General features: G+C 59.8%; 23 protein-coding genes. 13 read left to right on the forward strand and 10 right to left on the reverse strand.

All coding sequences use genetic code 11. From position 1 onward, the window contains the following. Positions 1-16: 16 nt before the first annotated feature. The gene (locus tag HMPREF3039_RS05595; protein ID WP_067571330.1) at positions 17-754 is read left to right on the forward strand and encodes a 16S rRNA (uracil(1498)-N(3))-methyltransferase; all 738 of its coding nucleotides are present in this window, start codon (positions 17-19) and stop codon (positions 752-754) included. Between the two features lie 22 nt (positions 755-776). Further along, positions 777-1,769 (forward strand): HAD hydrolase-like protein, encoded by a 993-nt coding sequence (locus tag HMPREF3039_RS05600; protein ID WP_067571332.1) that lies wholly within the window; start codon positions 777-779, stop codon positions 1,767-1,769. A gap of 270 nt (positions 1,770-2,039) precedes the next feature. Here the strand turns inward: HMPREF3039_RS05600 and HMPREF3039_RS05605 are convergent, their stop codons facing one another. Genes HMPREF3039_RS05605 through HMPREF3039_RS05620 form a run of 4 tightly spaced genes read right to left on the reverse strand, consistent with a single transcriptional unit; the run spans position 2,040 to position 6,305 of the window. Next, positions 2,040-2,960: a phytoene/squalene synthase family protein gene (locus HMPREF3039_RS05605; protein ID WP_167506732.1), complete on the reverse strand. Its 921-nt coding sequence runs from the start codon at positions 2,958-2,960 to the stop codon at positions 2,040-2,042. 41 nt (positions 2,961-3,001) lie between these two features. Then, positions 3,002-4,285 carry a signal peptidase I gene (lepB, locus tag HMPREF3039_RS05610; protein ID WP_167506731.1) on the reverse strand — a complete coding sequence of 428 codons (1,284 nt, stop codon included), beginning with the start codon at positions 4,283-4,285 and terminating at the stop codon, positions 3,002-3,004. A gap of 55 nt (positions 4,286-4,340) precedes the next feature. Continuing rightward, positions 4,341-5,717, reverse strand: coding sequence for an FAD-binding oxidoreductase (locus tag HMPREF3039_RS05615; protein WP_067571338.1), 1,377 nt, complete (start codon positions 5,715-5,717; stop codon positions 4,341-4,343). 3 nt (positions 5,718-5,720) lie between these two features. Further along, positions 5,721-6,305, reverse strand: coding sequence for a DOMON-like domain-containing protein (locus tag HMPREF3039_RS05620; protein ID WP_067571340.1), 585 nt, complete (start codon positions 6,303-6,305; stop codon positions 5,721-5,723). Positions 6,306-6,415: 110 nt separating this feature from the next. Between HMPREF3039_RS05620 and HMPREF3039_RS05625 the strand changes: the two genes are divergently transcribed. Then, positions 6,416-7,051 (forward strand): alpha/beta hydrolase family protein, encoded by a 636-nt coding sequence (locus HMPREF3039_RS05625; protein WP_147549600.1) that lies wholly within the window; start codon positions 6,416-6,418, stop codon positions 7,049-7,051. 19 nt (positions 7,052-7,070) lie between these two features. Here the strand turns inward: HMPREF3039_RS05625 and HMPREF3039_RS05630 are convergent, their stop codons facing one another. Further along, complete coding sequence (locus HMPREF3039_RS05630; protein ID WP_067571344.1) at positions 7,071-7,793, reverse strand: exosortase-associated EpsI family protein; 723 nt, start codon at positions 7,791-7,793, stop codon at positions 7,071-7,073. A gap of 16 nt (positions 7,794-7,809) precedes the next feature. Continuing rightward, the gene (locus HMPREF3039_RS05635; RefSeq protein WP_067571346.1) at positions 7,810-8,760 is read right to left on the reverse strand and encodes an exosortase/archaeosortase family protein; all 951 of its coding nucleotides are present in this window, start codon (positions 8,758-8,760) and stop codon (positions 7,810-7,812) included. A gap of 82 nt (positions 8,761-8,842) precedes the next feature. Here HMPREF3039_RS05635 and HMPREF3039_RS05640 point away from each other — a divergent pair, with 82 nt between their 5' ends. The 6 genes from HMPREF3039_RS05640 (at position 8,843) to HMPREF3039_RS05665 (ending at position 14,990) form a co-directional block, all read left to right on the forward strand. Beyond that, on the forward strand, positions 8,843-9,772 hold the full coding sequence (locus tag HMPREF3039_RS05640; RefSeq protein WP_067571348.1) for a ribose-phosphate diphosphokinase: 930 nt from the start codon (positions 8,843-8,845) through the stop codon (positions 9,770-9,772). 133 nt (positions 9,773-9,905) lie between these two features. After that, positions 9,906-10,508: a 50S ribosomal protein L25 gene (locus HMPREF3039_RS05645; protein WP_067951982.1), complete on the forward strand. Its 603-nt coding sequence runs from the start codon at positions 9,906-9,908 to the stop codon at positions 10,506-10,508. 134 nt (positions 10,509-10,642) lie between these two features. Continuing rightward, positions 10,643-11,872, forward strand: a complete 1,230-nt coding sequence (locus HMPREF3039_RS05650) for a hypothetical protein (RefSeq protein ID WP_067981956.1) — start codon at positions 10,643-10,645, stop codon at positions 11,870-11,872. Between the two features lie 160 nt (positions 11,873-12,032). Beyond that, positions 12,033-12,623 (forward strand): imidazoleglycerol-phosphate dehydratase HisB, encoded by a 591-nt coding sequence (hisB, locus tag HMPREF3039_RS05655; protein ID WP_067571354.1) that lies wholly within the window; start codon positions 12,033-12,035, stop codon positions 12,621-12,623. Positions 12,624-12,626: 3 nt separating this feature from the next. After that, a complete protein-coding gene (hisH, locus tag HMPREF3039_RS05660; RefSeq protein WP_067571356.1) occupies positions 12,627-13,235 on the forward strand; it encodes an imidazole glycerol phosphate synthase subunit HisH in 609 nt (202 codons plus the stop codon). A 207-nt stretch (positions 13,236-13,442) separates the two neighbouring features. Then, a complete protein-coding gene (locus HMPREF3039_RS05665; protein ID WP_067571709.1) occupies positions 13,443-14,990 on the forward strand; it encodes a serine hydrolase in 1,548 nt (515 codons plus the stop codon). 115 nt (positions 14,991-15,105) lie between these two features. Here the strand turns inward: HMPREF3039_RS05665 and rpsF are convergent, their stop codons facing one another. Further along, the gene (rpsF, locus tag HMPREF3039_RS05670) at positions 15,106-15,390 is read right to left on the reverse strand and encodes a 30S ribosomal protein S6 (RefSeq protein WP_067571358.1); all 285 of its coding nucleotides are present in this window, start codon (positions 15,388-15,390) and stop codon (positions 15,106-15,108) included. Between the two features lie 212 nt (positions 15,391-15,602). Between rpsF and HMPREF3039_RS05675 the strand changes: the two genes are divergently transcribed. Further along, complete coding sequence (locus tag HMPREF3039_RS05675) at positions 15,603-16,577, forward strand: hypothetical protein (RefSeq protein ID WP_147549597.1); 975 nt, start codon at positions 15,603-15,605, stop codon at positions 16,575-16,577. Between the two features lie 110 nt (positions 16,578-16,687). Further along, the gene (locus HMPREF3039_RS05680; RefSeq protein WP_147549594.1) at positions 16,688-17,575 is read left to right on the forward strand and encodes a hypothetical protein; all 888 of its coding nucleotides are present in this window, start codon (positions 16,688-16,690) and stop codon (positions 17,573-17,575) included. Here the strand turns inward: HMPREF3039_RS05680 and pdxA are convergent. From pdxA to HMPREF3039_RS05695, 3 genes are all read right to left on the reverse strand, one after another. Then, entirely contained in the window at positions 17,572-18,441 is an 870-nt protein-coding gene (gene pdxA / locus HMPREF3039_RS05685) for a 4-hydroxythreonine-4-phosphate dehydrogenase PdxA (RefSeq protein ID WP_067571364.1), read from the reverse strand. The two genes, HMPREF3039_RS05680 and pdxA, sit on opposite strands and share 4 nt — an antisense overlap. Before the next feature lie 23 nt (positions 18,442-18,464). Further along, complete coding sequence (locus HMPREF3039_RS05690; protein ID WP_067571367.1) at positions 18,465-18,716, reverse strand: hypothetical protein; 252 nt, start codon at positions 18,714-18,716, stop codon at positions 18,465-18,467. A gap of 203 nt (positions 18,717-18,919) precedes the next feature. Further along, a complete protein-coding gene (locus HMPREF3039_RS05695) occupies positions 18,920-19,396 on the reverse strand; it encodes a thioredoxin domain-containing protein (RefSeq protein WP_067951983.1) in 477 nt (158 codons plus the stop codon). Positions 19,397-19,516: 120 nt separating this feature from the next. Here HMPREF3039_RS05695 and HMPREF3039_RS05700 point away from each other — a divergent pair, with 120 nt between their 5' ends. After that, positions 19,517-20,488, forward strand: coding sequence for a D-alanyl-D-alanine carboxypeptidase family protein (locus tag HMPREF3039_RS05700; protein ID WP_167506730.1), 972 nt, complete (start codon positions 19,517-19,519; stop codon positions 20,486-20,488). 44 nt (positions 20,489-20,532) lie between these two features. Then, positions 20,533-21,612: a 6-phosphofructokinase gene (locus HMPREF3039_RS05705; protein ID WP_067571373.1), complete on the forward strand. Its 1,080-nt coding sequence runs from the start codon at positions 20,533-20,535 to the stop codon at positions 21,610-21,612. The last annotated feature ends 21 nt before the right edge of the window (positions 21,613-21,633 follow it).

Consider the following 21,633-nt stretch of genomic DNA (forward strand, 5'->3'; position numbering starts at 1 on the left):
ACAACTTTCCTCGCACATGGCGCGCTTCTTTCTCCCCCCATCGGAATGGTCCGCTCCCGTCTGGGAGCTCCGCGGGGATGAAGCGCACCATGCGGCCAAGGTGCTCCGCCTGAGACAGGGAGACGCCTGCGTGGTCTTTGACGGCCGGGGCCGCGCCGCCCATGCCGTGGTGGCGGAAGCCCCGCGCAGTTCCGGCGTGCTTCTGACGCCCGGGGAAGAGTGCCCCCCCGCTCCGTCCCTGGCTTCCGTGACGCTTTGCCAGGCAATCCCCAAGGGGGCCAACATGGACCTCATCATCCAGAAGGCGGTGGAATTGGGCGTTTCCGCCATCGTCCCCCTCATCACGGACCGGACCATCGTGCGCCTGAACGCCCGCGAAGCGGAGGCCAAAAGGCAGAAATGGCAGCGCATCGCCCTGGAGGCCTGCAAGCAGTGCGGGCAGAACACGCTCCCGGCCGTGGAGCTTCCCGTGCCGTTTGCGGAATGGCTGGGCCGCGGCGTGCCGGACGGCCTGAATGTGATTGCGTCCCTGGTGCCCGGTGTGCGTCCCGTGCGGGACGTTTTGGAAGAAGCGCGCGGCCGTTCCGTAAAAAAAGCCTCCCTGCTGGTAGGGCCGGAAGGGGATTTCACGGAGCAGGAAACCGCGGCGGCCCTGGAGGCGGGATTCGTTCTCGTGACACTCGGCCCCATCGTCCTGCGGGTGGAAACGGCCGCCTTTTTCGGTATGGCCGCCATGCGGTACGCGCTGGATTGAGTTTTCCCCTACACATACTCCCATGTTCAAGAATCTGATTTTCGATTGGTCCGGTACGCTGGTGGACGATCTGGCGCTGACGCTGGACGCCTCCAACTACGTCTTTTCCCAGTACGGCAAGCCCTGCATGAACAGTGACGAATTCCGGGCGGAATTCCAGCTCCCCTATCCGGACTATTACGCACGCGTCCTGCCCCAGGCGGACCTGAACGAACTGGAAGACCATTTCCGTTACGCCTTCCGCGTTTCCACCGCCACGGTGGAGGTACTTCCCCACGCGCGGGAATTCCTGGAATTCTGCCGCGCGCGCGGCGTGCGTTGCTTCATCCTGACGAGCGTGGACGCCAAGGAATTCGACATCCAGTGCCGGGAACTGGGAATGATGGAATACTTTGAGGCCATTCATGCGGGCATCCGCCACAAGGACACCCACATCCACACCCTTCTGGGCCAGCATGGCCTTCATGCTCATGAAACCGCCTTCATCGGGGACATGCAGCACGACGTGGAGACGGCCCACCATGCCGGAATCACGTCCATTGCCGTTCTGACCGGCTACAATGACGCCGCCCAGCTTTCCCGCGTAAAGCCGGACATCATCGTTCCGGACCTGCTCGTCCTGCGCACCCTGATGCGCCGCTACGCCCTGCCGTCGGACACGCAGGACTCCATCAACATCCACGGCCTGGAACTGGACACCTTCATCGGCGTGCCGGATGAGGAACGCGCCTCCATGCAGACGCTGAAGGCGGACATTGCCTTTTACCCGGATGAAGCCCTGTCCGGATTGAACGATGATTTTTCAAAGACCGTCTGTTACGACTCCATCGCCCAGGCCCTGAGGGCGGAAGCCCTGGCGCATCCCCGCAAGCTGGTGGAGACGCTGGCGGAGGATCTCGGCAACGTCTGCCTGGAACAATTCGGCGCGCGGCATGTGGTTGTCACGCTGCACAAATTCATTCTGCCGCGCACGGACAGCGTTTCCGTGACGGTGCATGCTTCCCGGCACCGTTAGGCAGGGTATTCCCCTCTTTGGGGCATAAAAACCGTGCAAAATTGTTGAGCCTGACCTGCATCAGGGCTGAATAAAACGGAATCCTTTTCCGCGTCGCGTACGGAGACTCCCCTTCTTTTCCGGTTGCGGCCTGCCGTCTTGCACAGCCCCGTACAGGCATTTCCCAGCGGCGGATGCCGGACGCAGGTGCCGGAAAATGCGGTCTCCTATCTGAACGGAGATATGTCCGGAAAAAGTCCGTGAAAAACGGGTGCGAGCGGCCGGGCGCGCTTACTTTTCATCCTTTTTCATCGGCCGGGACAGAAAGCCCACCAGCTTGTCGTAATAAGCCTTGGACTTGTCGTAGTAGGACTGCGGGTCGATGTCCAGCTTGGTGCGGAACAGGAGCCAGAGCTTGTGGAAGGTGTTGACGCGGTAGCGGATGTCGAAGATGCGGAAGCCGCCCGCCTTCATCTTGTCCAGAATGGTGTGGTAAATGAGCGACATGGCTTGAGCGGGGACGAGGGCCGCCTTGTCCTCCGGGCTGAGGCGGTTGTATTCCTCTTCCGCATCCCGGAAGAACTGTTCCGCCAGGTCCGCTTCATATTGCAGCAACTCCTTTAATTGCGGAGAATACACGCCGTTGCGCAAATCCTCCAGGGTATAGCCGAAGCGCTCCATGTCCTCTTTGGGAAGGTAAATGCGGTTGGATCTGTTGCAGTCTTCCGCCACGTCCCGGATGATGTTCACCATCTGGAGAGCGTGCCCCAGGGCAATCGCATACGGGTAGGACTCCTCGCCTGCCCCCATGATGCGGGCGGACGTCAGGCCTACGCAGCACGCCACGCAGTACGTATAGTCCAGAAGTTCGTCACGGGTGAGGGGCTGCTGCTGGTTGATGTCGGAACGGCAGCCTTCGATCAGGTGGAGCATGGGTGTGGTGTCCAGATCCAGGTCCTGGATCAGGGCCACGATGTCCTCTTCCAGTTCCGACAGTTCCAGCCCCTGCTCCCCGTTGATGACCTTGATCCAGCGGTTGAGGGCGTTGTGGCGTTCCTGGGGCGTCATTCCGGGCTCGTCCACAATGTCGTCCACGGTGCGGCAGAAGGCGTAGAATTCCGCCATATGACGGCGCTCTTCTTCTGGAAGGTCAATGAGAGCGAAGGCCAGGTTGGATTTGGCCTTGCTGGTGATGGTCTGGGCTTGGGTCATGTCTTGACGGGAAAAAACTGTCTGGCGGCGCATGGCGGGGATCAGGGAATGAGTCCCCAGTGAGAGGTAAAGGGCCACAGGCAGAAACTGGCGGGGCCTACGATGTTGTATTGATGCACGGGCCCCCAGTAGCGGGAGTCGAAGGAATTTTCACGGGTGGAATTGTCCCCCAGCGCCACGTATTCCCGCAGATAGGGGCGGTTCTTGTCCTTGGACAGGTGCACGGTGGTTCCTTCCGTAATATAGGCCCTGCCGTCCAGCAGGCTCAGCGGGGCGGGGAGCGCCACGTAGCCGCAGGGCTGGTAGGGAGGCTTGCCGGACGCCACCCGCTGAATGGTCCATTCCTTGGCGGGTTCTCCGTTCACGATCAATTGGGAGTCCTTGATGCTCAGGGAATCTCCCGGAACGCCGCACAGACGCTTCACGTAGTGGGTGCCTCCTTCCTGTCCGGTGCTGCTGCCCTTGTTGGCGATGCCCTCAATGCCGCGCGTGTCGAACACGAAGACCTCGCCGCGCTCCGGCTTGCGGAAATGGTAGGCCATCTTGTTCACCAGAATCAGGTCTCCGGCGTCAAACCGGGCGTTGACGATGGTGTCTCCCGGCAGGTAGGTTCTGAAGGGGGTGTTGCGTTCGGCCTCGAACCGGGGCTCCTGGTTGAGGAAGTAGCGGCGCGTTTCCGCCTCCGCCGCCGGGATTTCCAGCGTGGAGCCGTCGTCGAACTGCACGTTGGTGACGGTCAGCAAAAGATACTTGGTGCCGGGCACGAAGCGGACAATCTTCTTTTCCTTCTGGGCCGTTTCATGGACATAGGAGCCGCCGTAAAGAACCATGTCCCCTATTTTCTTCATCAGGGAGGGGGTACCCTCCTGAGGAATGGCGCGGATGCCGTTCAGGGAAGGTTGCATGGAGCCGGTCGGAATGCGGAAGGGCTGGACCACATAGCAGCGCAGCCCCAGGAAAATGGCCAGAATCACGAACAGGACTTCCACGTTCTCCGCCAGTCCGGAGGGCAGCGCGCCGGGAATGGACTCCAAGGTGGATTCCAGTTTGGCGGTGACGGACTCCGTTTGCGCCCTGTCTCCGCGCAACAGGGCGGTTTTCAGCAAATCCCGGTTTTCCTGGAATTCCGCCAGGCGTTCGGGCGGCAGGATGTCGCGGTTGTAGTTGATATAGCGGCGCACCGCTTTCAGGGCCATGCGGCCCTTCCTGCGCCACTTGGGCGTGAACCAGGCCAGGGGATGGTCCAGCATGAACACCAGGATGGCATCCGCTGCCGGAAAGTGATCGAAAAGGTAGGCTAGTATGGACTTGTGCGGACTGTTCATGAAGTGCTGGGGCCATGATGCCCCGTCCGGGGCCGTCATGGAAGAATAATTTACGCTACGGAAGTCCCATTTTTCCCGGATTGAGCAAATTTCCCGGGTCCAGGGCGGTTTTGACGAGTTCGTGCAGGTGGAAGGCGCCTTCCCCCACGGCTTCCCGGAACCATTTGGCTTTCGCCAGGCCGATGCCGTGTTCCCCGGTGATGGAGCCTCCGCAGGCCAGCACCCAGTGGAACAGCCTGTCCACGCAGGCGTCCGCCAGGGCCTTTTTTTCCGGGTCCGCGTAATCGTCCACCATGATATTGGTATGGATATTGCCGTCCCCGGAATGGCCGAAACAGGCGATGTCCAGCCCCGTTTCCCGGTGCATGGCCTCGCAGAACTCCACCAGCTCCACCAGGCGGGACCTGGGAATGACGATATCCTCGTTGAGCTTGGTCATGCCGGTGGCTTTCAGGCTGTAGGAAAATTCCCTGCGGAGCTGCCAGACGGCTTCCGCCTCCTCTTCCGTATCGGCCCTCAGAATATCCGTGGCGCCGCATTCTTCCAGCAGGGCGCACAGGGAATCCAGTTCTTCCTTCACGGCGGCCCGCCTGCCGTCCACTTCCACGATCAGGTGCCCGCGGCTGCCGGAGGGGAGGGAACTCTCCCCCAGATAGGCCCGCGCGGCCTGGAGGGTGAAGCTGTCCGTGATCTCCAGCGCGGAAGGGAGATGGCCGCCGGCCAGTATCCGCTGTACGGCGGCGGCGGCCAGCGGAAATTCGGGAAAGCTGACGCTCAGCGCGCCGAAGGCTTCCGGATGGGGAATGATTCTCAGGACGGCACGGGTGATGATGCCCAGCATCCCTTCCGAGCCGATGAAAAGGTCGCCGAGGTCGAAGCCCGTCTTGTTCTTATGGGTGCGTCCCCCGCATTCCACCACTTCCCCGCTGGCAAGCACTACGGTGAGCCCCAGCACGTAGGCTTTGGTGACTCCGTATTTCAGGCACCGGGGGCCTCCCGCGTTGGTGGCTATGTTGCCGCCGATGCTGCATTCCTTTCTGGAAGCCGGGTCCGGCGGGTAAAACCAGCCCAGGGCGCGGACTTCGCGCTGGAGGTCCGCCGTGACCACGCCGGGCTCCACCACGGCCACGCCGTCTTCCGGAGCTATTTCCAGAATGCGGTTCATCCGTTCCAGCGACAGGCTGATGCCGCCGCGCACGGGCACGCACCCGCCCACGTAGCCCACGCCCCCGCCGCGCGCCGTGACCGGAATGTTCATGGAGGAGGCATAGCGCATCAGCAGGCAGACGTCTTCCGTGCTTTCCGGGAAAACGACCAGTTCCGGCAGCACGGACGCGTACCATTTATCTCCGGCGTGAAGAGCCAGGACTTCCGGGTCCGCGGAGGTTTTTCCGCGGCCCAGAATGCGGGAAATGTCCTCTTCCAAAGACATGGACTATTTCAGAATGGGCGTGGAGAAGCAGTCCGGGCGGTGGAAATCAGGTTCTCCGGAAAGATCGTCCGCGGTGGTCAGGAAAATCTGGTCCGGGGTCTCCAGAATGAACGTAGCCGCCAGCTTGCAGTCCCGGATGTCCACGCCCCGCAATTCATTCAGCGGAATTCTCGCCATGGCGCACCAGCCTTCGTCCGTCAGAATGCATTCGGTATCCACGGCCAGCGGGGCGGGAATATCTTCATTCGCGCGGCGCACATCGGTAAAGGCGCAGGCCCACCACGCGCCGTTGGGGGCGAGGTTGAATTCCCAGTAATTAGTCCCCTCGCCGGAGGCAAGGAACCATTCGGCCAGGTCATACCGCCACAATTCCGGCTGAAACTGGCCGGGCCGGGCGTCCGGATGCACGGTGGCTTCCCTGTTGCGGGCGGCCAAAAACCAGATGTACTGGCCGTCCGTGGCAAAGGCGAATTCCGCGCTTGGCTCCACATCGTAGCCGAACCAGTCATTGACGAGTTCCTGCCGGGGCAGGGAGGCGAGCTGTTCAAAGCTCCCGTTGAAAGCCCATTGATGAATGATTGCTTGCATATCATCACCTTTGGACAGTTTGGCGATTTTATCAAGCCAGATCGTCTTATGGGCTTGGATATTGACGCGAATTCTTCATGATGGGGGCCGTCATGCATTTCCAAAGGACCTTGAACTTGGGTTCCGGCGGTCGGACGCCGGATTACCTGGCCGTATTCATCGGGGGATTCGGGGACGTGATGCTGGGCTGCCTGAGCCGGCTGGAGGCGGCCTTCCCCGGTTTTCTGCCCGGTGCGGCTCATGCCACGGCCTATTACCACTGGGACGGCGGCGGGTTGGGCGTATTTCGGGACAGGTGCGACCGGATTGCGGAAGACCTGGAACGGATGCGCCGGGAACTGCCGGACGTGCCCATGGTGCTGATAGGCCACAGTTACGGCGGCTCCTGCGCCGTGGAAGTCGCCAGGCGGCAGGCGCCGTGTCTCGCCCCTCTCTGCCTGCTGACCATTGACGCCGTAGCGCGGCGGCAGAAAAACAGCCGTCCGGAATCCGTGGACTGGTGGGGCAACTCCTATCTGGGTGAAGGCGGAGGCTTCATGGATGCCGTTCCCAGGATGGGAGGACGGTGGGGCCATTGCAGCGGGGCGGACGTGAATCTTTCCTTTTCAGGCTTTCGCGAGGATCGCGCAGGCCATCCCTACTGCCACCGCAGGCCGGGACCCATGCTGTACGAATCCCCGTCCGAAGAGGAGCTCAGCCTGTATGAAGAAGCCGCCTTCTGGCTGAGGGGCGCGCTGGGGCGCTGACCTTTCGGAACGCGGGTTCCTACCGGTTCAGTTCGTCCCACTGCACCAGTTTGGAAAGAAGCTGGCTGATCAGGCGTTCCGTCTGTTTCCGGGCATCCTCTTCCGGCAGGTTGACCAGGTCGCCGTAAGCGGTGGACACCTGGAAATAGGACCAGCGCTGGTCCATGCCATAAAGCACCCTGTCTTTCATGTCCGTCATGGTGCGTTTCAGGTGGTCTTCCGTCATGTGCCCGTGGCCGATGAAAACGTAATAATGCATGCTGTCCAGGATGGTGGGCTTCGCCTGGCCCGGCGTCACGTTCTGCTGGGACTTGAGCCTGGTCATGGCAATCATGCCGCGGCCTTCCACGGGAACCTGCACCGTGCTTCCCGTCAGGTTGAAATGACCCTGGGCCGGAAGGCAGCGTTCCGGGCGGTGGATGGAATTGTTCAGGTCATGCCCGGACTTGACGATGGAAACCCGGCACAGGGCCGGAGCCTTTTCCGGAGCCGCGACGCTGATGGGCAGCTGCTGGAGGTAGTCCGCCTTGGAAAACTCCGTATCCGCGGCAAGGATGCTGCGCTCCTCTTCCGACTCCTGGCGGCGCGTGCCGTGCCAGCCGTCCGGATTCAGTCCCGTGGGCAGTTCCATGCTGATGGAGGAGTCGAAAACCTCCCCCTTCCGGGGCATCAGGTAAATGCCGGCGAGCATGGCGGCCAGCAGAAGGGGAAGAAGCAGGATGTTGAGCGTTTGGTATTTCATGGCGCGGGGAAAACGCTTATTGAGCCTTGTTCATTTTGACGACTACCTTTTTGCGGCGGAATGGGTTCCAGATCATTTCCCCGGCCAGCAGGGAATGGACGCAGGCCAGCCCCAGCAGGCAGATGGGAAAAAAGAAAAGCAGGCCCGACCAGTCGTGCCAGGTTTTGGCCGCAAACCGGGCGTCTCCGTATTCCGCCATCACCACGATGCTGGCGATGCGCACGCCGTTGCCGATCACCGCCAGCGGAATGGCGCTGAGAAAAAGCACGCACTTTTTCCAGAACTTCAAATCTGAAAGATAGGCCCATGCGGCGGAAAGCATGATCAGGGCCATCAGGGAGCGCATGCCGCTGCATCCGCCGGCTATGTTGAACGCGTCCCAGTGCCCTTCCGTGGAACGGATGTTGGTGCCCTGGAGGTAGGTGTCCACTCTGAAAAGGCTGCCGCCCAGGTGGCCGAACTGCGTGGCGATGATTTGCAGCTCTACCGTGGCCTGCTGGAAGGAAGGCAGCGGAATGCACAGCCAGAAAAAGAGCAGCGGGAAGGCGCATATCCTGGCCGTCTGGGGGCCGGCTAGGTACCAGGCGCCTCCCAGCAGGATCAGGGGCAGGGCGCCCATGGCCACGCGGGGCTGGCCTACGCGGAAGGAAAGCATCAGCAGGATGCAGGCCGGGACAAACAGCAGCAGCCCGCGCCAGTCGATGCGTTTGGGCGCGCGGAGGATGCGGTGCCTGGCATGGTACAGCATGAAGGCGATGATGGGGATCACCAGCCAGCCGTGTTCATAATCCGTCTCCGGGTTCCATGCGGAAAAAAGCCACTGGAAGCCGTTCTGGCTGCCGCCGGGACCGAATTCGGTCATGGCCAGGTAAGGCCACGCAAGGAGCAGGACGCCGGAAACAAGGGCGGCGAGCATGGGGGCGGTCAGAAATTTCTCATGCGCGGCGGGGTTGGAGGAATCCATCATGCAGAAAAATCAAATTGTGAGAATTAAGTATTGCGATTATCCGGTCCTGTGTTCAGAATGCGTCCGCTTTTCAGTTTCCGGTATGAAGATTATCAGCGGTACAGCACACAGAGAACTTGCGGAGCGCATTGCGCAAAGCGTAGGCATTCAGTTGACGGACGTCACGGTGAACACTTTCCCCGATGGAGAAAGTTTTGTAAAGATAAATGAAAACATCCGCGGCAGGGATGTTTTTCTCATTCAGCCCACCTGCCCGCCTACCAACCATAATATCATGGAATTGTGCGTGATGGTGGATGCCGCCCGCCGCGCCAGCGCCGGACGCATCACGGCCGTGATCCCCTTCTTCGGGTATGCCCGCCAGGACCGCAAGGACCAGCCCCGCGTTCCCATCACCGCCAAGCTGGTGGCCAACCTGCTGACCGCCGCCGGAGTGGACCGCGTGCTGACCATGGACCTGCACGCCGCCCAGATCCAGGGCTTCTTCGACATTCCCGTGGACCATCTTTATGCCGCCCCCGTGCTGATCCGCCATTTGCGCGAACACTATGTAAAGGACCTCAACAATCTCGTCGTCGTTTCCCCGGACGTTGGCGGCGTGAAAATGGCCCGCGCGTATTCCGACGCCCTGGGCGCGGAACTGGCCATCGTCGCCAAGCACCGCTTCAACGCCACGCATGTGGAAGCCATGAACGTGATCGGCGAGGTGGAAGGGCGGGACGTCGTCCTGATTGACGACATGACGGAAACGGCCGGCACCCTGTGCGCCGCGGCCAACATCCTGAAGGAGCGCGGAGCCCAGCGCGTGTTTGCCTGCGTATCCCACGGCGTTCTGGGGGATATGGCCCGCGACCGCATTTCTGGCTCCTCCATCGAACGCGTACTCACCTCCGACACCGTTCCCATGGCCCACGGCCCCAAGGTGGACTGCGTGAGCGTGGGCGATCTGCTGGGCCACGCCGTGCAACGCATTCATGACGGAGAATCCGTATCATCATTGTTTGACATTTAGCAAATTTTAGTGCAGAGTCCTGCGCCCTGACCTGAGTATCGGTTTACACGGGTTCAGAAATCCCGGCGGGGCCTCTGCCTGAACCCGATTAGGAAACATCATCAATCAACACTCAATATTGCCTCTATAAGACATGGCTACATCCCATTCCCTCAAGGCCGAAGCGAGAGCCTGCGGCTCCGGTAATCTGAAGCAACTTCGCAGCCAGGGACTCGTTCCCGGCGTGGTGTACGGTCCCGGTTTTGACAATGTCAATATCCAGGTTGACGCCCGCGAATTTTCCCGCATGCTGGCTTCCGCCGTTTCCGAACATATTCTGGTCGCTCTGGACATCGACGGCAAGGTCGTGAAGGTTCTCCTCAAGGAAATCCAGCACAACCCCATCACGAATGCCTGCCTGCATGTTGACTTCCAGGCCGTGAAGGACACCACCGTCATCCACTCCATCGTTCCCGTGATTCTGGAAGGCGACCCTGCCGGCGTAGCCCTGGGCGGCGTGCTTGACCAGACCATTCATGAACTGTCTGTCACCTGCCAGGTCAAGGACTTGCCGGAATCCATCAAGGCTGACGTTTCCGGCCTGAAGATCGGGGAAAGCCTGAGCATCGCGGACCTCAAGCTGCCTGCCGGCGTGAACACGGAACTGGCTGGCGACGTGATCGTGGCCATCGTGGAAGCTCCGCGCGTTTCTTCTGAAGAAGCCGCTCCCGCCGCCGCGGAAGCCGCTGCTGAATAAGCGCTCATCAATTCTATTTCCGAGCTCGGAACCGTTTTTACGGCTCCGGGCTTTTTTTTGTCGCAAACACGGCTTCTTCTGGTAAAGTGCAAGATAAGTATCCGTTAAATCAATTTGAAAAAATCCTCAGATTTATGAACAAGTCTCTTTTACTGGTATTGTCGGCACTGGTTCCGTTGTCCGTGGCGGATGAAGTAAAGCTCAAAGATGGAACCGTTTACAAGGATTGTACAGTAGAGGTGGAAACTCCGGAATCCATCAGCGTCATGGTAGTGGTGTCCGGTGGCATCAAGGAATCCAAGACCATCAAGAGGGAACTGATTGAAACCATCACAAAGGCGTCCCCGGCTGAACTGGCCGCGGCCAAGATCGACAAGAACTATGCCAAGCCGGAAACCATGAACACCAAGGAGTTGGAGGCAGCCTTGGAAGAACTGGACGCCGTGATCAAGAAAAATCCCCAGGGAGAGGTCCACGACGCCGCCGTGAAGGCCCGGGCCACGATCGTGGTCCTGCTGGAGGAGAAAAAACTGGTGGAAGGAGCCAAGGCGGCCCAGGAAGCCAAGGAAGCGGCGGAAGTCACGGTCCGCACCAAATACGATCATGAGGCCGGCAAGCTCCTGAAACGGTTCAAGGCGCTGAATACCGCACGCAAGCCCTACCAGGCCATGGCCGTTTATGACCGCCTGCGGCAAAACTATCCGGGTTCCGCCGCCCTGGCGGAGGCCTACCCGGACGCCGTGAGAATTTCCGCGCAGGTCAACCGGACGCTGGATGTGCTGATTGCCGCCAAGGAAAAATCCCTGGAAAGGGAACGCCAGGTGCTGAGCCAGGAGGAGGAAAAGCGCCGTGGGAATGCCAAGCTCACGCAGGAGCAGCGCACCGCCCTGCTGGATGCCTTCCAGAAAAAGCAGGTTGCCCTCAGGGAACGCGAAAACCAGTTGACGGAAGTGCACCGCGCCCACCGCAAAAAGGTCAGGGAACGGGGGGACAGATGGTTTGAACCCACCGCCGGTTCCCTGGAAGCCATGCGCGACATCAAGCTGGTGGCCTCTACGGATGCGGAACGCCTGAAAAATCAGGAAAAGGAAACCGGAGCAGGCTCCGCCGCCCTGAAAAAAGCCTGGGAATTGTGTGACGAGAAAAAATTTGACGAGGCCGAAGAAGTTTTGGCGGACATCCGTTCCGCCCAGGTTCCCAGGGAATATTATGAGGAACTGCGGGAAACGGTGCGCGTGGGGCTCCAGGAGCAGCGGGCCCGTGAACGCGCGGAACGCGCGGAAGCCGCGAGAAAGATCCGTGAAGACCGGGACAAGAAGCGCCAGCAGGAGCGGGAAGCCGCCAAGGCCAAAAAGAAAAAATAATACGCCGCTTGCGGGAAATGCCCGCGGGCCTGTGAATGTGACGCCGCATGGTCTCCTCGCCGGGACCGTGCGGCTTTTTGCCGGAGGGGCGGGGCACAAATCTTTACGCATGCGGTATTTCCTGCTTTCTTCCGCCGCTTCTTCAGTATAGAAGAGGCACATGAGGAATGCTTCTTGCAAACGAGTCACGGGTGAAACGGACATCAGCATGGAACTGAATCTGGATGGCACGGGGTGCGCCGCCGTTGCCACGGGCCACGCGTTTTTTGACCACATGCTGGATTTGCTGGCACGCCATTCCCTGATGGACCTGACCCTGCAGGCCAGGGGAGACCTGGAGGTGGACGCCCATCACACGGTGGAGGACGTAGGCATCGTTTTGGGAGAATGCATCAAGAATGCCCTGGGGGACAAGAAGGGCATCGTGCGCTATGGCTGTTCCCATCTCCCCATGGACGAGACCCTCACGCGCGTGGTCATGGACCTGAGCAACCGTCCGTACGTGGTATTCCGCCTTCCGGAAGGCGGCCTTCCGGACGCGCCCAACTTTCCGCTGACCCTGTGCGAGGAATTCTGCCGCGCCCTGGCGAACAATCTGCGCTGCAACCTTCACGTGGAAGTGCTTTACGGCAGGGACGGCCACCACATTGCGGAATCGGTCTTCAAGGGAATCGCCCATACTCTGCGGCAGGCCGCCGCCATTGATCCCAGGGCCGCCGGAACCCTTCCGTCAACCAAGGGCATGCTGTAAGCCATGAAACTCGGTGTGATTGATTACGGGGCGGGCAATCTCCGCAGTGTGCTGAATACGTTTGAAGCCGCCGGAGTGCACGGCCATCTGGTCCGTACGCCGGAGGATGCGGAGGGCGTTACCCATCTGGTGCTGCCGGGCGTGGGTGCGTTCGGAGACTGCGCTGAAAAGCTCCGCGGCCAGGGGCTGGCCCCCTTGATCCGGGAATGGATTGAGGCGGACAGGCCTTTCCTGGGCATTTGCGTGGGTTACCAGGTTCTCTTTGAGAGCGGGGAGGAAGATGAAGGTGTGCCCGGACTGGGCCTCTTCAAGGGCCGCGTAGTGCGTTTCCCGGAATCCGAGCTCAAGGTGCCCCACATGGGGTGGAACCGCCTTTCCCTGTCCCATCCGGCGGACCCCGTCTGGCAGGGCATGGGGGAAGACCCCTATTTCTACTTTGTGCATTCCTACTATCCCGTTCCGGAAGACGGTTCCCTGGTTGCCGCTTCCTGTACCTACGGAGTGCGTTTTGCCGCCGCCATCAGGCGCGGAAACCTGGTAGCCACGCAATTCCACCCGGAAAAAAGCCAGAAACTGGGAGTGCAGCTGCTGAAAAATTTTGTTTCCCTGTAAGCCGTTTTTCCCGCCTTGGCGGGTGAAAATCCGTCCGTTGTGGGGGATATTCCCGCAGGGCCGCCGTTCCCGGATGAACGTAATGGAAGGAATCTGGTCTTATATGGAGGCGCCATGAATAATACTTCCTGTTTTGGATGGGGGCTCCTTGCCTGCGCGTGCATGGCAATGGGATACCCGGCCCTTGCGAATAACAATCCTGCGAATATGTCCCAAGATGATTCCGTTGCCGTGCAGCTCCCCTCCCGGGGACGCGGAAATTCCCGTGTGGCCTACCTGAACCGCTCCATTGACCAGTTGATCTACGATTTCATGGAGGAGGAGAAAATCCCCGGCATGACGCTCGCCATTGTCCAGGCTCCCTACATTCCCCGCGTGGTGGGTTACGGCCTGTCCGACGCGGAAACCGGACTGCTGGCCTCCACAAACACCCTGTGGCCCGCTGCGGAGATATCCCAGGCGTACGCCGCCATTGCCGCCTTCCAGCTGGTGGAGCAGGGCAGTATGGAAATCACGGACAAAGTGTCCCGTTTTGTCAAGGACCTTCCGGAAGCATGGAAAAATGTCACGGTTCTCCAGCTTTTGCAGCATTCCTCCGGAATTCCGGATTACAGGAAGTCCCCCCAGTATGATGCGGCGCGGGATTATGATCCGGCGGAGCTTCTGTCTCTGGTCAGGCTGGGGGACCTGGAATTCCCCTCTGGGACGGACGTGCGGCAGAGCGCCACCAATTTTCTTCTTCTTTCCATGGTTGTGGACGCTGTGGCCGGAATGCCTTATGAGGAGTTCGTCAGGCAGCGCCAGTTCCTGCCCCTGGGGTTGAACCATACCATGTTCGGCAAGGACCTGGGAGCCGTGGAGCAGGACAACGTGCGCGAACACGGCAACAGGCATACCCTGTTCAAATCGCGCGAAGCCTACGTAAACCCCGCGGAAACGGCCTCCGGATATGCCGTGAAGGACGGGAAGATCACGCCGGTTCCCGCGCCCGCCCGTTCCTCCCTGCGCGGTTTTGCGGACGTCTGGTCCACGCCGGAGGAAATCAGCTTCTGGGATGTCTGCCTGGCAGGCTCCATCCTGGTGAAGGATGAGAAGCACCGGGACATGATTTACAAGCCCGTCCGCCTGGACAATGGAAAAATAGTCCCGGCCATGGCCGGCTGGCAGTTCCCGCACCACAAGGGGCTGATGGACATCAAGGGCGGAATTCCGGGATTTTCCTCCTACATCTGCCGATTCACGGACCCGGCGGAGCTGGTGTGCGTGACACTGACCGCCAACAGGGAAGGAGTGGACATGACCAATCTGGCGCGCCGCATTGCCGGCGCCCTGGACCCCGGGCTCGGTTCCGGCCATCTGGATGACGACTCCCTGTATCTTTACGAAAGCACATTCGGAGTGGATGAGACGATGGACCGCATTGAAAAGATACTGTCCGCCCGGTCCATTCCCGTTTTTGCCAGGATTGACCACGGAAAAAATGCACGGGAAGCGGGGCTGGAAATGCCGCCCTCCCGGGTGGTCGTCTTCGGCTCCCCCAAGGTAGGGACCAACCTGATGCTGAGAAATCCCGGCATTGCCACGGAACTGCCTCTGCGCATCGCCGTATGGGAGGACGGCAGGGGAAGCACATGGATCAGCTTCCCCCATATGGAGAAAATAGCCAGAGCGTACGGCGTGGAAGACATGCCCGCCATTGCCGCCATTCGCAAGCTGCTCCGGGACATTGCCTCCCAGGCGGCCAATGTTTATTGAGAATCCGTCTTCCTTTCGTGAAGACAGCCATAAGAAAAGAACCGCCTCCTTTCGTGGAGGCGGTTCTTTTTGGAAAAAAAGCAAGGAGCGGATGCTTCGTCCGCATGGACCGGATTTAGCCGATCAGCTTGTAGTACTGAAGGTGAATCTGGGGATTCAGGCGAAGACGTTCGCGGATGGTCTTGATGGCGGAAGGTTCCGCCGTGAAGGTGTAGGTCACGTACTGGCCGGCGGCGAGATGGTGGGATTCATAGGCGAATTCACGGCGGCCTACGTTTTCGGTGGCGGTGATGTCGGCGCCTTCTTCCTTCATCGTGGCGGCTACGGAATTGATCAGTTCTTCAACTGTGGTTTCCGTACCCTTCATGTTGAATACGATAAGAGCTTCGTAATTTCTCATGGTCTTGTGATAATTAGAAATGTGTCGTGCGAACGGTACGCACCTTGCGGGCAAATAAGGTGCAATGATTGCCTTCAGAAAGCAAGCCTATTTTTTACCTTGTCTTCTGGAACAGGCCGTTTTCTGCATTTTGCCCCTGCGGGATGAAATGCCGCGGCGGCGCGCGGAAAGAGGAAATTGACTTTTCCCGCATGGCCGGACATGATTGTTTCATGATGAAATGGTTTCACATTCTTTTCCTGGGCGGCGCCTTTTGCTGGGGGAATGCGAACGCAGGCGTCCGGATGGCGGACGTCCTGACGGATGACCGGCCTGAGCGTCTTATGGAAATGGCGGCCGCGGAGATCGGAGATTCCGCCTCATGCAGAAAAGCCGCGGAACAGTTGAATGCGGAGGCCGGACGGCAGGAAAAATTGTGGAGGGAAGCTCTGATGTCCGGAAGTCCGACTCCGCAGGAATGGGTTCAAATATCGGAAGTGGAAGAGCGGAGATTCAAAAAAATGATGCTGGCCAAAAAGGCGGAACTCTGGAAATTGCCCCTGCGGCTGGATGCTTTGGAGGAGAACGGCAGCATTTCCCACGAAGACGCGGCCCTGGCACGCTCCGCCCTGGATAAACTGTTTTTGGCTCCCCAAACGGCTTTAAATTCACTGGAAAGCTTCATGGACCGGGCGGCTCTGCCGCTGCCGCCGTCTCCGGACGGGGATTCCCATGAAAAATTGCTGGCCTGGAAAGTATCTCCGGAAAATTCCCTGTTTCATGAAATGAACGCCGATCCCGTGGTCAACAGGAGCCTGGAGGATATGCTGAAAAGCTGCTGGGGAGACGGAGTCATGGAAATGCTGGAGGAGGCCTTGTACCGGACCGAAGAGGAAAGAATCAATCAATTGATCCGGCTTCATGCGGACCGCAAGGTGGAGGAGGCGCGCAGGCTCTCCAGGCTTCCGTCCCTGACGCCGGAACAATGGTGCTGGTTTTGGAAACAGGAGCAAAGTCATGAGATTCTGGCATCTTTTGACAGGGACGTTTCCCTGATCATGTGCCTGTGCCCCAGGGAAAAGGTGGGGGGAGAAGACGGGGACTTCCCTTTTTCCGAGGGCAGGGAAGCCGCTTTCCGGTACTGGCTGTCTGTTCCGGATAGAATCACCCGGGTATGGAGGGAAGCTGCAGCAGGAAAAAAGAATTGATGCCGCCGGCGGTTCCATTATTCTGTGCTGCCATGAATTTTTTACGGATTATTTTTCTATGCTGGGCAGTATGTGGAATTCATGCGGCGGCAGGTGTCCGGACGGTGGACGTGGTGACAAGCGACGCATTTTCCAAAGCCCTGGAGATGATCGGCACCCGGGTCAAGGATTCCGCATCCTGCAGGGAAGTCACGGAAGAGCTGAACAAGGAAGCTGACAAGCAGGAAAAGCTGTGGAGGGAGGCTATCATGTCCGGCGCGCCGACACCGCAGGAATGGTACCAAATGGCTGAGTTCGAAATGAAGAGTTTCAAAAAGGCGTTGATGGACAAGGGAAAGAATGGACAGGATAAGCTCGTCTCCCTCTCCAGGCTGGAAGAGGAAGGGGTTATTTCCCATCAGGAAGCGGAAAAGGCAATGGCTGCGCTGCGCAGGCTGTTGCTGGCATCCAAAGCGGCTGTGGATTCCCTGGATGACTTCATCGCCGGGGCTTCGCTGCCCCTGCCGTCTTCTCCGGACGGAGATTCCTATGAAAAGCTGGTGGCCTGGAAATTGGATCCCGGGAATTCCCTTTCCTACAACATGGATCATGATCCCATCTGCAACGGCTGTGTGGAAAAGGCGCTGGAATACTGCCTGAACGACCGGATCATGGAATTGCTGTACGGAGCATTGACGCGTGCCTGCCGGGAGAGACGTGTTCAATTAATCCGGGAACATGCAGACAAGAGAGTGGAAGAAGCGGAACGATTATCCAGGCTGCCTCCCCTGACACCGGAGCAATGGGCGTGGATCGTGAAGCAGGAGCACGGGCAGGAATTTCTGGAACGTACCCTGGCGGATATGATCGTCGCAGCCCTCTTCATGATGGACGAAAGAAGGGAGGAAGAGGACGGAACTCCCATTATCGATGAAACGAGCCGGTATTACTGGATAGAGACTCCGGAGAAAATCGCGCGGTTGTGGAGGGAAAAGGCGCTCCGGGAAAGCGGACGTTAGCGCGCCGAGGCCATCCGGACAGCCAGCTGGAAGGCGTGGATGGTGCTGGACGGGCTGGCCTTTCCGGTGCCCGCCAGGTTGAAGGCGGTGCCGTGGTCCGGGCTCAGGCGGGGACGCGGAAGGCCCAGCGTGACGTTGACGGCGGTGTGGAAGTCCACCAGCTTCAGGGGAATCAGTCCCTGGTCGTGGTAGGGGGCCAGCACGGCGTCATAAAGCCCTTCCGCCGCCTCCCGGTACACGCAGTCGGGAACGGAAGGGCCTTCAAACAGGGCTTCCGGGCATAATTCCTTCAGCCGTTCCACGGCCGGTAAGATGATGGATTCATCCTCGTTGCCGAAGGCGCCGTGCTCCCCCGCATGGGGGTTCAGTGCCGCCAGGGCGATGCGCGGCCTGGAAATGCCTTTGCGGCGGCAGAAATCTTTCAGCAGCATTCCGATGCGGACCAGCTCCTCCGTATTCAGCAGAGAGGGGACGCTTTGCAGGGAGGTGTGGATGGTCGCCAGGCCCACCGTCAACTTTTTCCCGGTCAGGCACATGGCATAATTCTCCGTTTCCAGGCGTTCTGCGAAAAATTCCGTCTGCCCCGGCCAGCGGAATCCCGCGCCGTGCAGCGTTTCCTTGCATACGGGGGCGGTCACGACGGCGTCGATGACTCCTTCCCGGAGCGCCTGAGCCGCCTGTTCCAGATGTTCAAAGGCATGGCGGGCGGATTCCGGATTCGGCCTGCCTACCGGGACGTTCTCCCGGCGTCCGATGAGCCGGTATTCCGCTTCCGCCGGAAGTTCTCCGGAGGACAAGGCGGCGGCGACCACTTCCGGGCCTATGCCCGCCTGGTCGCCCAGGGTATATCCGATGACCGGTTTCATGGGAGAATGGGGGGAGGAAAAAATTATTCGGGCACGGGAACCGCGTCCGGAATGAACTCATCCTCCGCCGGAGGAACGGACGGGGCCGGAGCGGCAGCCGGCTGGAGGACTGCGGCGCGTTTTCCCATGTTGATCACCTGGGTGGTCTTTTCCGGTTCGTCCGGATGGCGGAGTTCGAATTCCAGATGGGAGTTGGTGGACCAGTGATAGTAGATCGTGGCGCCCAGGGCGGCCAGGACCAGAATCAGAAGAATGGAACCGAAGAAGGAACGCATGGCATTACTGTGTGATGCGTGCAGGGGAAATTCAAGAAATTATCGAGACCGCGCATACGGGCTGGAAAAAGCCGCAGGCCGCAGCGCCCGTCGCCGTCGCAGGCCATTTCCAGGGGGCTTGCCGCCGCAGCGCATGGAAATCTGGGACCCGGAGTATGGGCCGCCGAGAAGGCGGCCCCGGCCGCGTTTATAGGAGCGCGGTGTCAGGAAAGGATTTTCACCGCCGTGAACAGGATGATGAGCAGAATGACGAATCCGATGATTTTTCCGGCCAGGCTGCCGGGCGTTTTTCCGTTTTCGCACCCGGGACATCCTTCCGCTCCGTGGCATCCGCCGCATTCCATGCCGCAGGAATCGCAAGAGCCGCAGGGAGAATTTCCGTCTTCATCCAGATGATCGGCAAGGAGCAGTTCCAGTTCACGGACGGTGGGTTCCACGCCGGAGACGACGATGCGGCCGTTGACGGCAAGAGCGGGCAGGGGCCCGCCGTCATGTTCCGGCCCGGCCTCCACCTGTTCCACCGGGATGTTCCGGTCCAGATTTTCCAAAGCCCGGAGGGTATTGGCGTGCAGGGTGTTTCCCGGACAGTCCCGGCTGTGGAATAATTGAATGCTGGTCATGGTTTCTGGGGCGGTGGTGGAGGAAAGCCGTTTTTTGAGGGAAGCGGCTTCCTCCAACAAATAGGATAGCCGTTGAAAGGTCAATGCGTTTTTCCGTGTCATGACATATAAGTGATGGACGGAAAATATTTTAGACTTTTCAAACGGGGGGGGAACGGGCACTATCCCGCCGGTCCTGCCATGAAAAAGTTATCTGCATTCCTTCTGACGCTGGCCTGCGCGTTCCAGTTTTCCGCCCAGGCGCAGGAAAAGCCCAGCTACATCGCCATTGAAGCCAATTCCGGCAAGCTTCTTTTCAGTTCCAACGCGGAAGCCAGAAGGCCCGTGGCCAGCCTCTCCCAGGTGGCTACCGCCATGGTGACCCTGGACTGGGTGACCCGCACGCGCCTTCCCCTGGATACGTTCATCACCGTTCCCCAGGAGGCGTTCGGCCTCCGGGCCGGGAACCCCATGGACCTTCAGCCCGGCGACCGCCTGACGCTGCGGGATGCCCTGTATTCCACCCTGCTGGGATCGGACAATGTCTCCGCCCTGACGATCGCCTCTTTTGTGGGCCGTGACCTGGTGTCCCGCCGGGGCAGCGGCACTCCCATTGCCGCCTTTGTGTCGGAAATGAACAATCTGGCCCGTTCCCTCAGAATGACCAAGACGCGCTTCACCGCTCCCCACGGCCTGGACGCCGGCAATGCCGTTTCCACATCCTGCGCCCTGGACATGGCCCTGCTGGGCATGTACAGCATGCAGAATCCCGCTTTCTGCTACATTGTCTCCCAGGCCAGCCGCCGCATCGGCGTCCAGTCCCAGACCAAGGGGACGACGATGTATGATATTTCCAACAACAACAAGATGATGAGCACTCCCGGCGTGGACGGCATCAAGGCGGGCTCCTCCCGCGCCGCCGGACAATGCCTGCTGCTCAGCGCCACGCGGAACGCCATCGCCCGCCGCAGTCCCCAGACCGGGACGGAAGTGATTTATCCCCAGCGCATGATCATCGCGGTGCTCGGTACCGGAGAACGCTATTCCCTGGCACGCCGGATGCTGAATACCGGCTGGCGCGTGTGGGAAAACTGGCAGGCCTCCGGGATGGACATGAAGGATCCCAAGGAGTTCGTCCAGCTTCCTGTGAAATCTGGGACAGAAAAGCGATAGGAAGTGGACGCCTCCGGAATTTTCTGCTATAAGGGGCACCGCATATGAATATTGGTGTTTTGAATAGCGGCGGGGACTGTCCCGGCCTGAACGCAGTCATTGAAGGCGTTGTCGGCGCGGCATCCCGCCGTGGATGGAACGTCGTGGGTTTTTACGATGGGTTTGAAGGGCTTCTCTCCGAAGAAGGAGATGACCGCTTTGAATGGCTGACCCCTGCCGGGTGCCGTGGTCTGCGCGCCAAGGGCGGTACCATTCTGGGGACCGTGAACAAGGGGAACTTCGCCATCAAAGTGGGCGTGGGCCAGAAGGGGGAAATCGAACCGGCCGTTCTGGAAAAGACGAAGGCCACCGTCAAGCGCCTGGGGCTGGACGCCCTGATCGTGGTAGGCGGTGACGGCTCCCAGTCCACAGCCCTTCTTCTCGCTGAAATCGGCCTGCCCGTCGTCGGCGTGCCGAAAACCATTGACAACGACTTGGGCGCCACGGACGTGACCTTCGGCTTCAACAGCGCCGTGGCTATCGTATCCGAATCCCTGGACCGTCTGGAAACCACCGCCAACGCGCACCAGCGCATGATGGTGGTAGAAGTGATGGGCCGCCATGCCGGATGGATTGCCCTGGAAGGGGGCATCGCGGGCAGCGCGGATGTGATTCTTTTGCCGGAAATCCCGTTCTCCCTGGAAAATGTGGTGGAATGCATCAAGGCCCGCAAGGCCGCGGGGCAACGCGAAATTCTTGTGGTAGTTTCCGAAGGCGCCCGCCTGGCGGACGAACTGGTGCTCCTGAACGAGAAAACCCAGGGGGAAGTTCGTCTGGGAGGCATTGGCAAGGTGATCTCCAAGAAACTGGAGGAAGCCACGGGCATTGAAACCCGCTCCTGTGTTCTGGGCCACATCCAGCGCGGCGGCTCTCCGTGCGCTTACGACCGCATTCTGGGCGTGCGCTTCGGCAGTTACGCCGTGGAGTTGGTGGAACGCAAAAAGTTCAGCTACATGGTAGCCCTCAGGGGAACCCAGATGGTTGCCGTTCCCATTGAAGAGGCCGTGAAGACCCTCAAGCTGGTGGACCCGGACTGCCAGATGGTGCGCACGGCCCGCGACCTGGGCGTCTGCTTCGGCGATTGACGCCGCATCTCCATGACCGTT

Source organism: Akkermansia sp. KLE1798 (assembly GCF_001580195.1).
Lineage (GTDB): Bacteria > Verrucomicrobiota > Verrucomicrobiia > Verrucomicrobiales > Akkermansiaceae > Akkermansia > Akkermansia biwaensis.

Bases quoted from the DNA above. Each gene is read 5' to 3' on its own strand.
- pdxA (WP_067571364.1), bottom strand. From the start codon at position 18,441: ATGAAACCGGTCATCGGATATACCCTGGGCGACCAGGCGGGCATAGGC.
- HMPREF3039_RS05665 (WP_067571709.1), top strand. From the start codon at position 13,443: ATGTCCCAAGATGATTCCGTTGCCGTGCAGCTCCCCTCCCGGGGACGC.
- HMPREF3039_RS05650 (WP_067981956.1), top strand. From the start codon at position 10,643: ATGAACAAGTCTCTTTTACTGGTATTGTCGGCACTGGTTCCGTTGTCC.
- HMPREF3039_RS05705 (WP_067571373.1), top strand. From the start codon at position 20,533: ATGAATATTGGTGTTTTGAATAGCGGCGGGGACTGTCCCGGCCTGAAC.
- HMPREF3039_RS05605 (WP_167506732.1), bottom strand. From the start codon at position 2,960: ATGACCCAAGCCCAGACCATCACCAGCAAGGCCAAATCCAACCTGGCC.
- HMPREF3039_RS05615 (WP_067571338.1), bottom strand. From the start codon at position 5,717: ATGTCTTTGGAAGAGGACATTTCCCGCATTCTGGGCCGCGGAAAAACC.
- hisB (WP_067571354.1), top strand. From the start codon at position 12,033: ATGAGGAATGCTTCTTGCAAACGAGTCACGGGTGAAACGGACATCAGC.
- HMPREF3039_RS05645 (WP_067951982.1), top strand. From the start codon at position 9,906: ATGGCTACATCCCATTCCCTCAAGGCCGAAGCGAGAGCCTGCGGCTCC.
- HMPREF3039_RS05675 (WP_147549597.1), top strand. From the start codon at position 15,603: ATGATGAAATGGTTTCACATTCTTTTCCTGGGCGGCGCCTTTTGCTGG.
- HMPREF3039_RS05630 (WP_067571344.1), bottom strand. From the start codon at position 7,793: ATGAAATACCAAACGCTCAACATCCTGCTTCTTCCCCTTCTGCTGGCC.
- rpsF (WP_067571358.1), bottom strand. From the start codon at position 15,390: ATGAGAAATTACGAAGCTCTTATCGTATTCAACATGAAGGGTACGGAA.
- HMPREF3039_RS05635 (WP_067571346.1), bottom strand. From the start codon at position 8,760: ATGATGGATTCCTCCAACCCCGCCGCGCATGAGAAATTTCTGACCGCC.
- HMPREF3039_RS05595 (WP_067571330.1), top strand. From the start codon at position 17: ATGGCGCGCTTCTTTCTCCCCCCATCGGAATGGTCCGCTCCCGTCTGG.
- HMPREF3039_RS05620 (WP_067571340.1), bottom strand. From the start codon at position 6,305: ATGCAAGCAATCATTCATCAATGGGCTTTCAACGGGAGCTTTGAACAG.
- HMPREF3039_RS05600 (WP_067571332.1), top strand. From the start codon at position 777: ATGTTCAAGAATCTGATTTTCGATTGGTCCGGTACGCTGGTGGACGAT.
- hisH (WP_067571356.1), top strand. From the start codon at position 12,627: ATGAAACTCGGTGTGATTGATTACGGGGCGGGCAATCTCCGCAGTGTG.
- HMPREF3039_RS05700 (WP_167506730.1), top strand. From the start codon at position 19,517: ATGAAAAAGTTATCTGCATTCCTTCTGACGCTGGCCTGCGCGTTCCAG.
- lepB (WP_167506731.1), bottom strand. From the start codon at position 4,285: ATGAACAGTCCGCACAAGTCCATACTAGCCTACCTTTTCGATCACTTT.
- HMPREF3039_RS05640 (WP_067571348.1), top strand. From the start codon at position 8,843: ATGAAGATTATCAGCGGTACAGCACACAGAGAACTTGCGGAGCGCATT.
- HMPREF3039_RS05690 (WP_067571367.1), bottom strand. From the start codon at position 18,716: ATGCGTTCCTTCTTCGGTTCCATTCTTCTGATTCTGGTCCTGGCCGCC.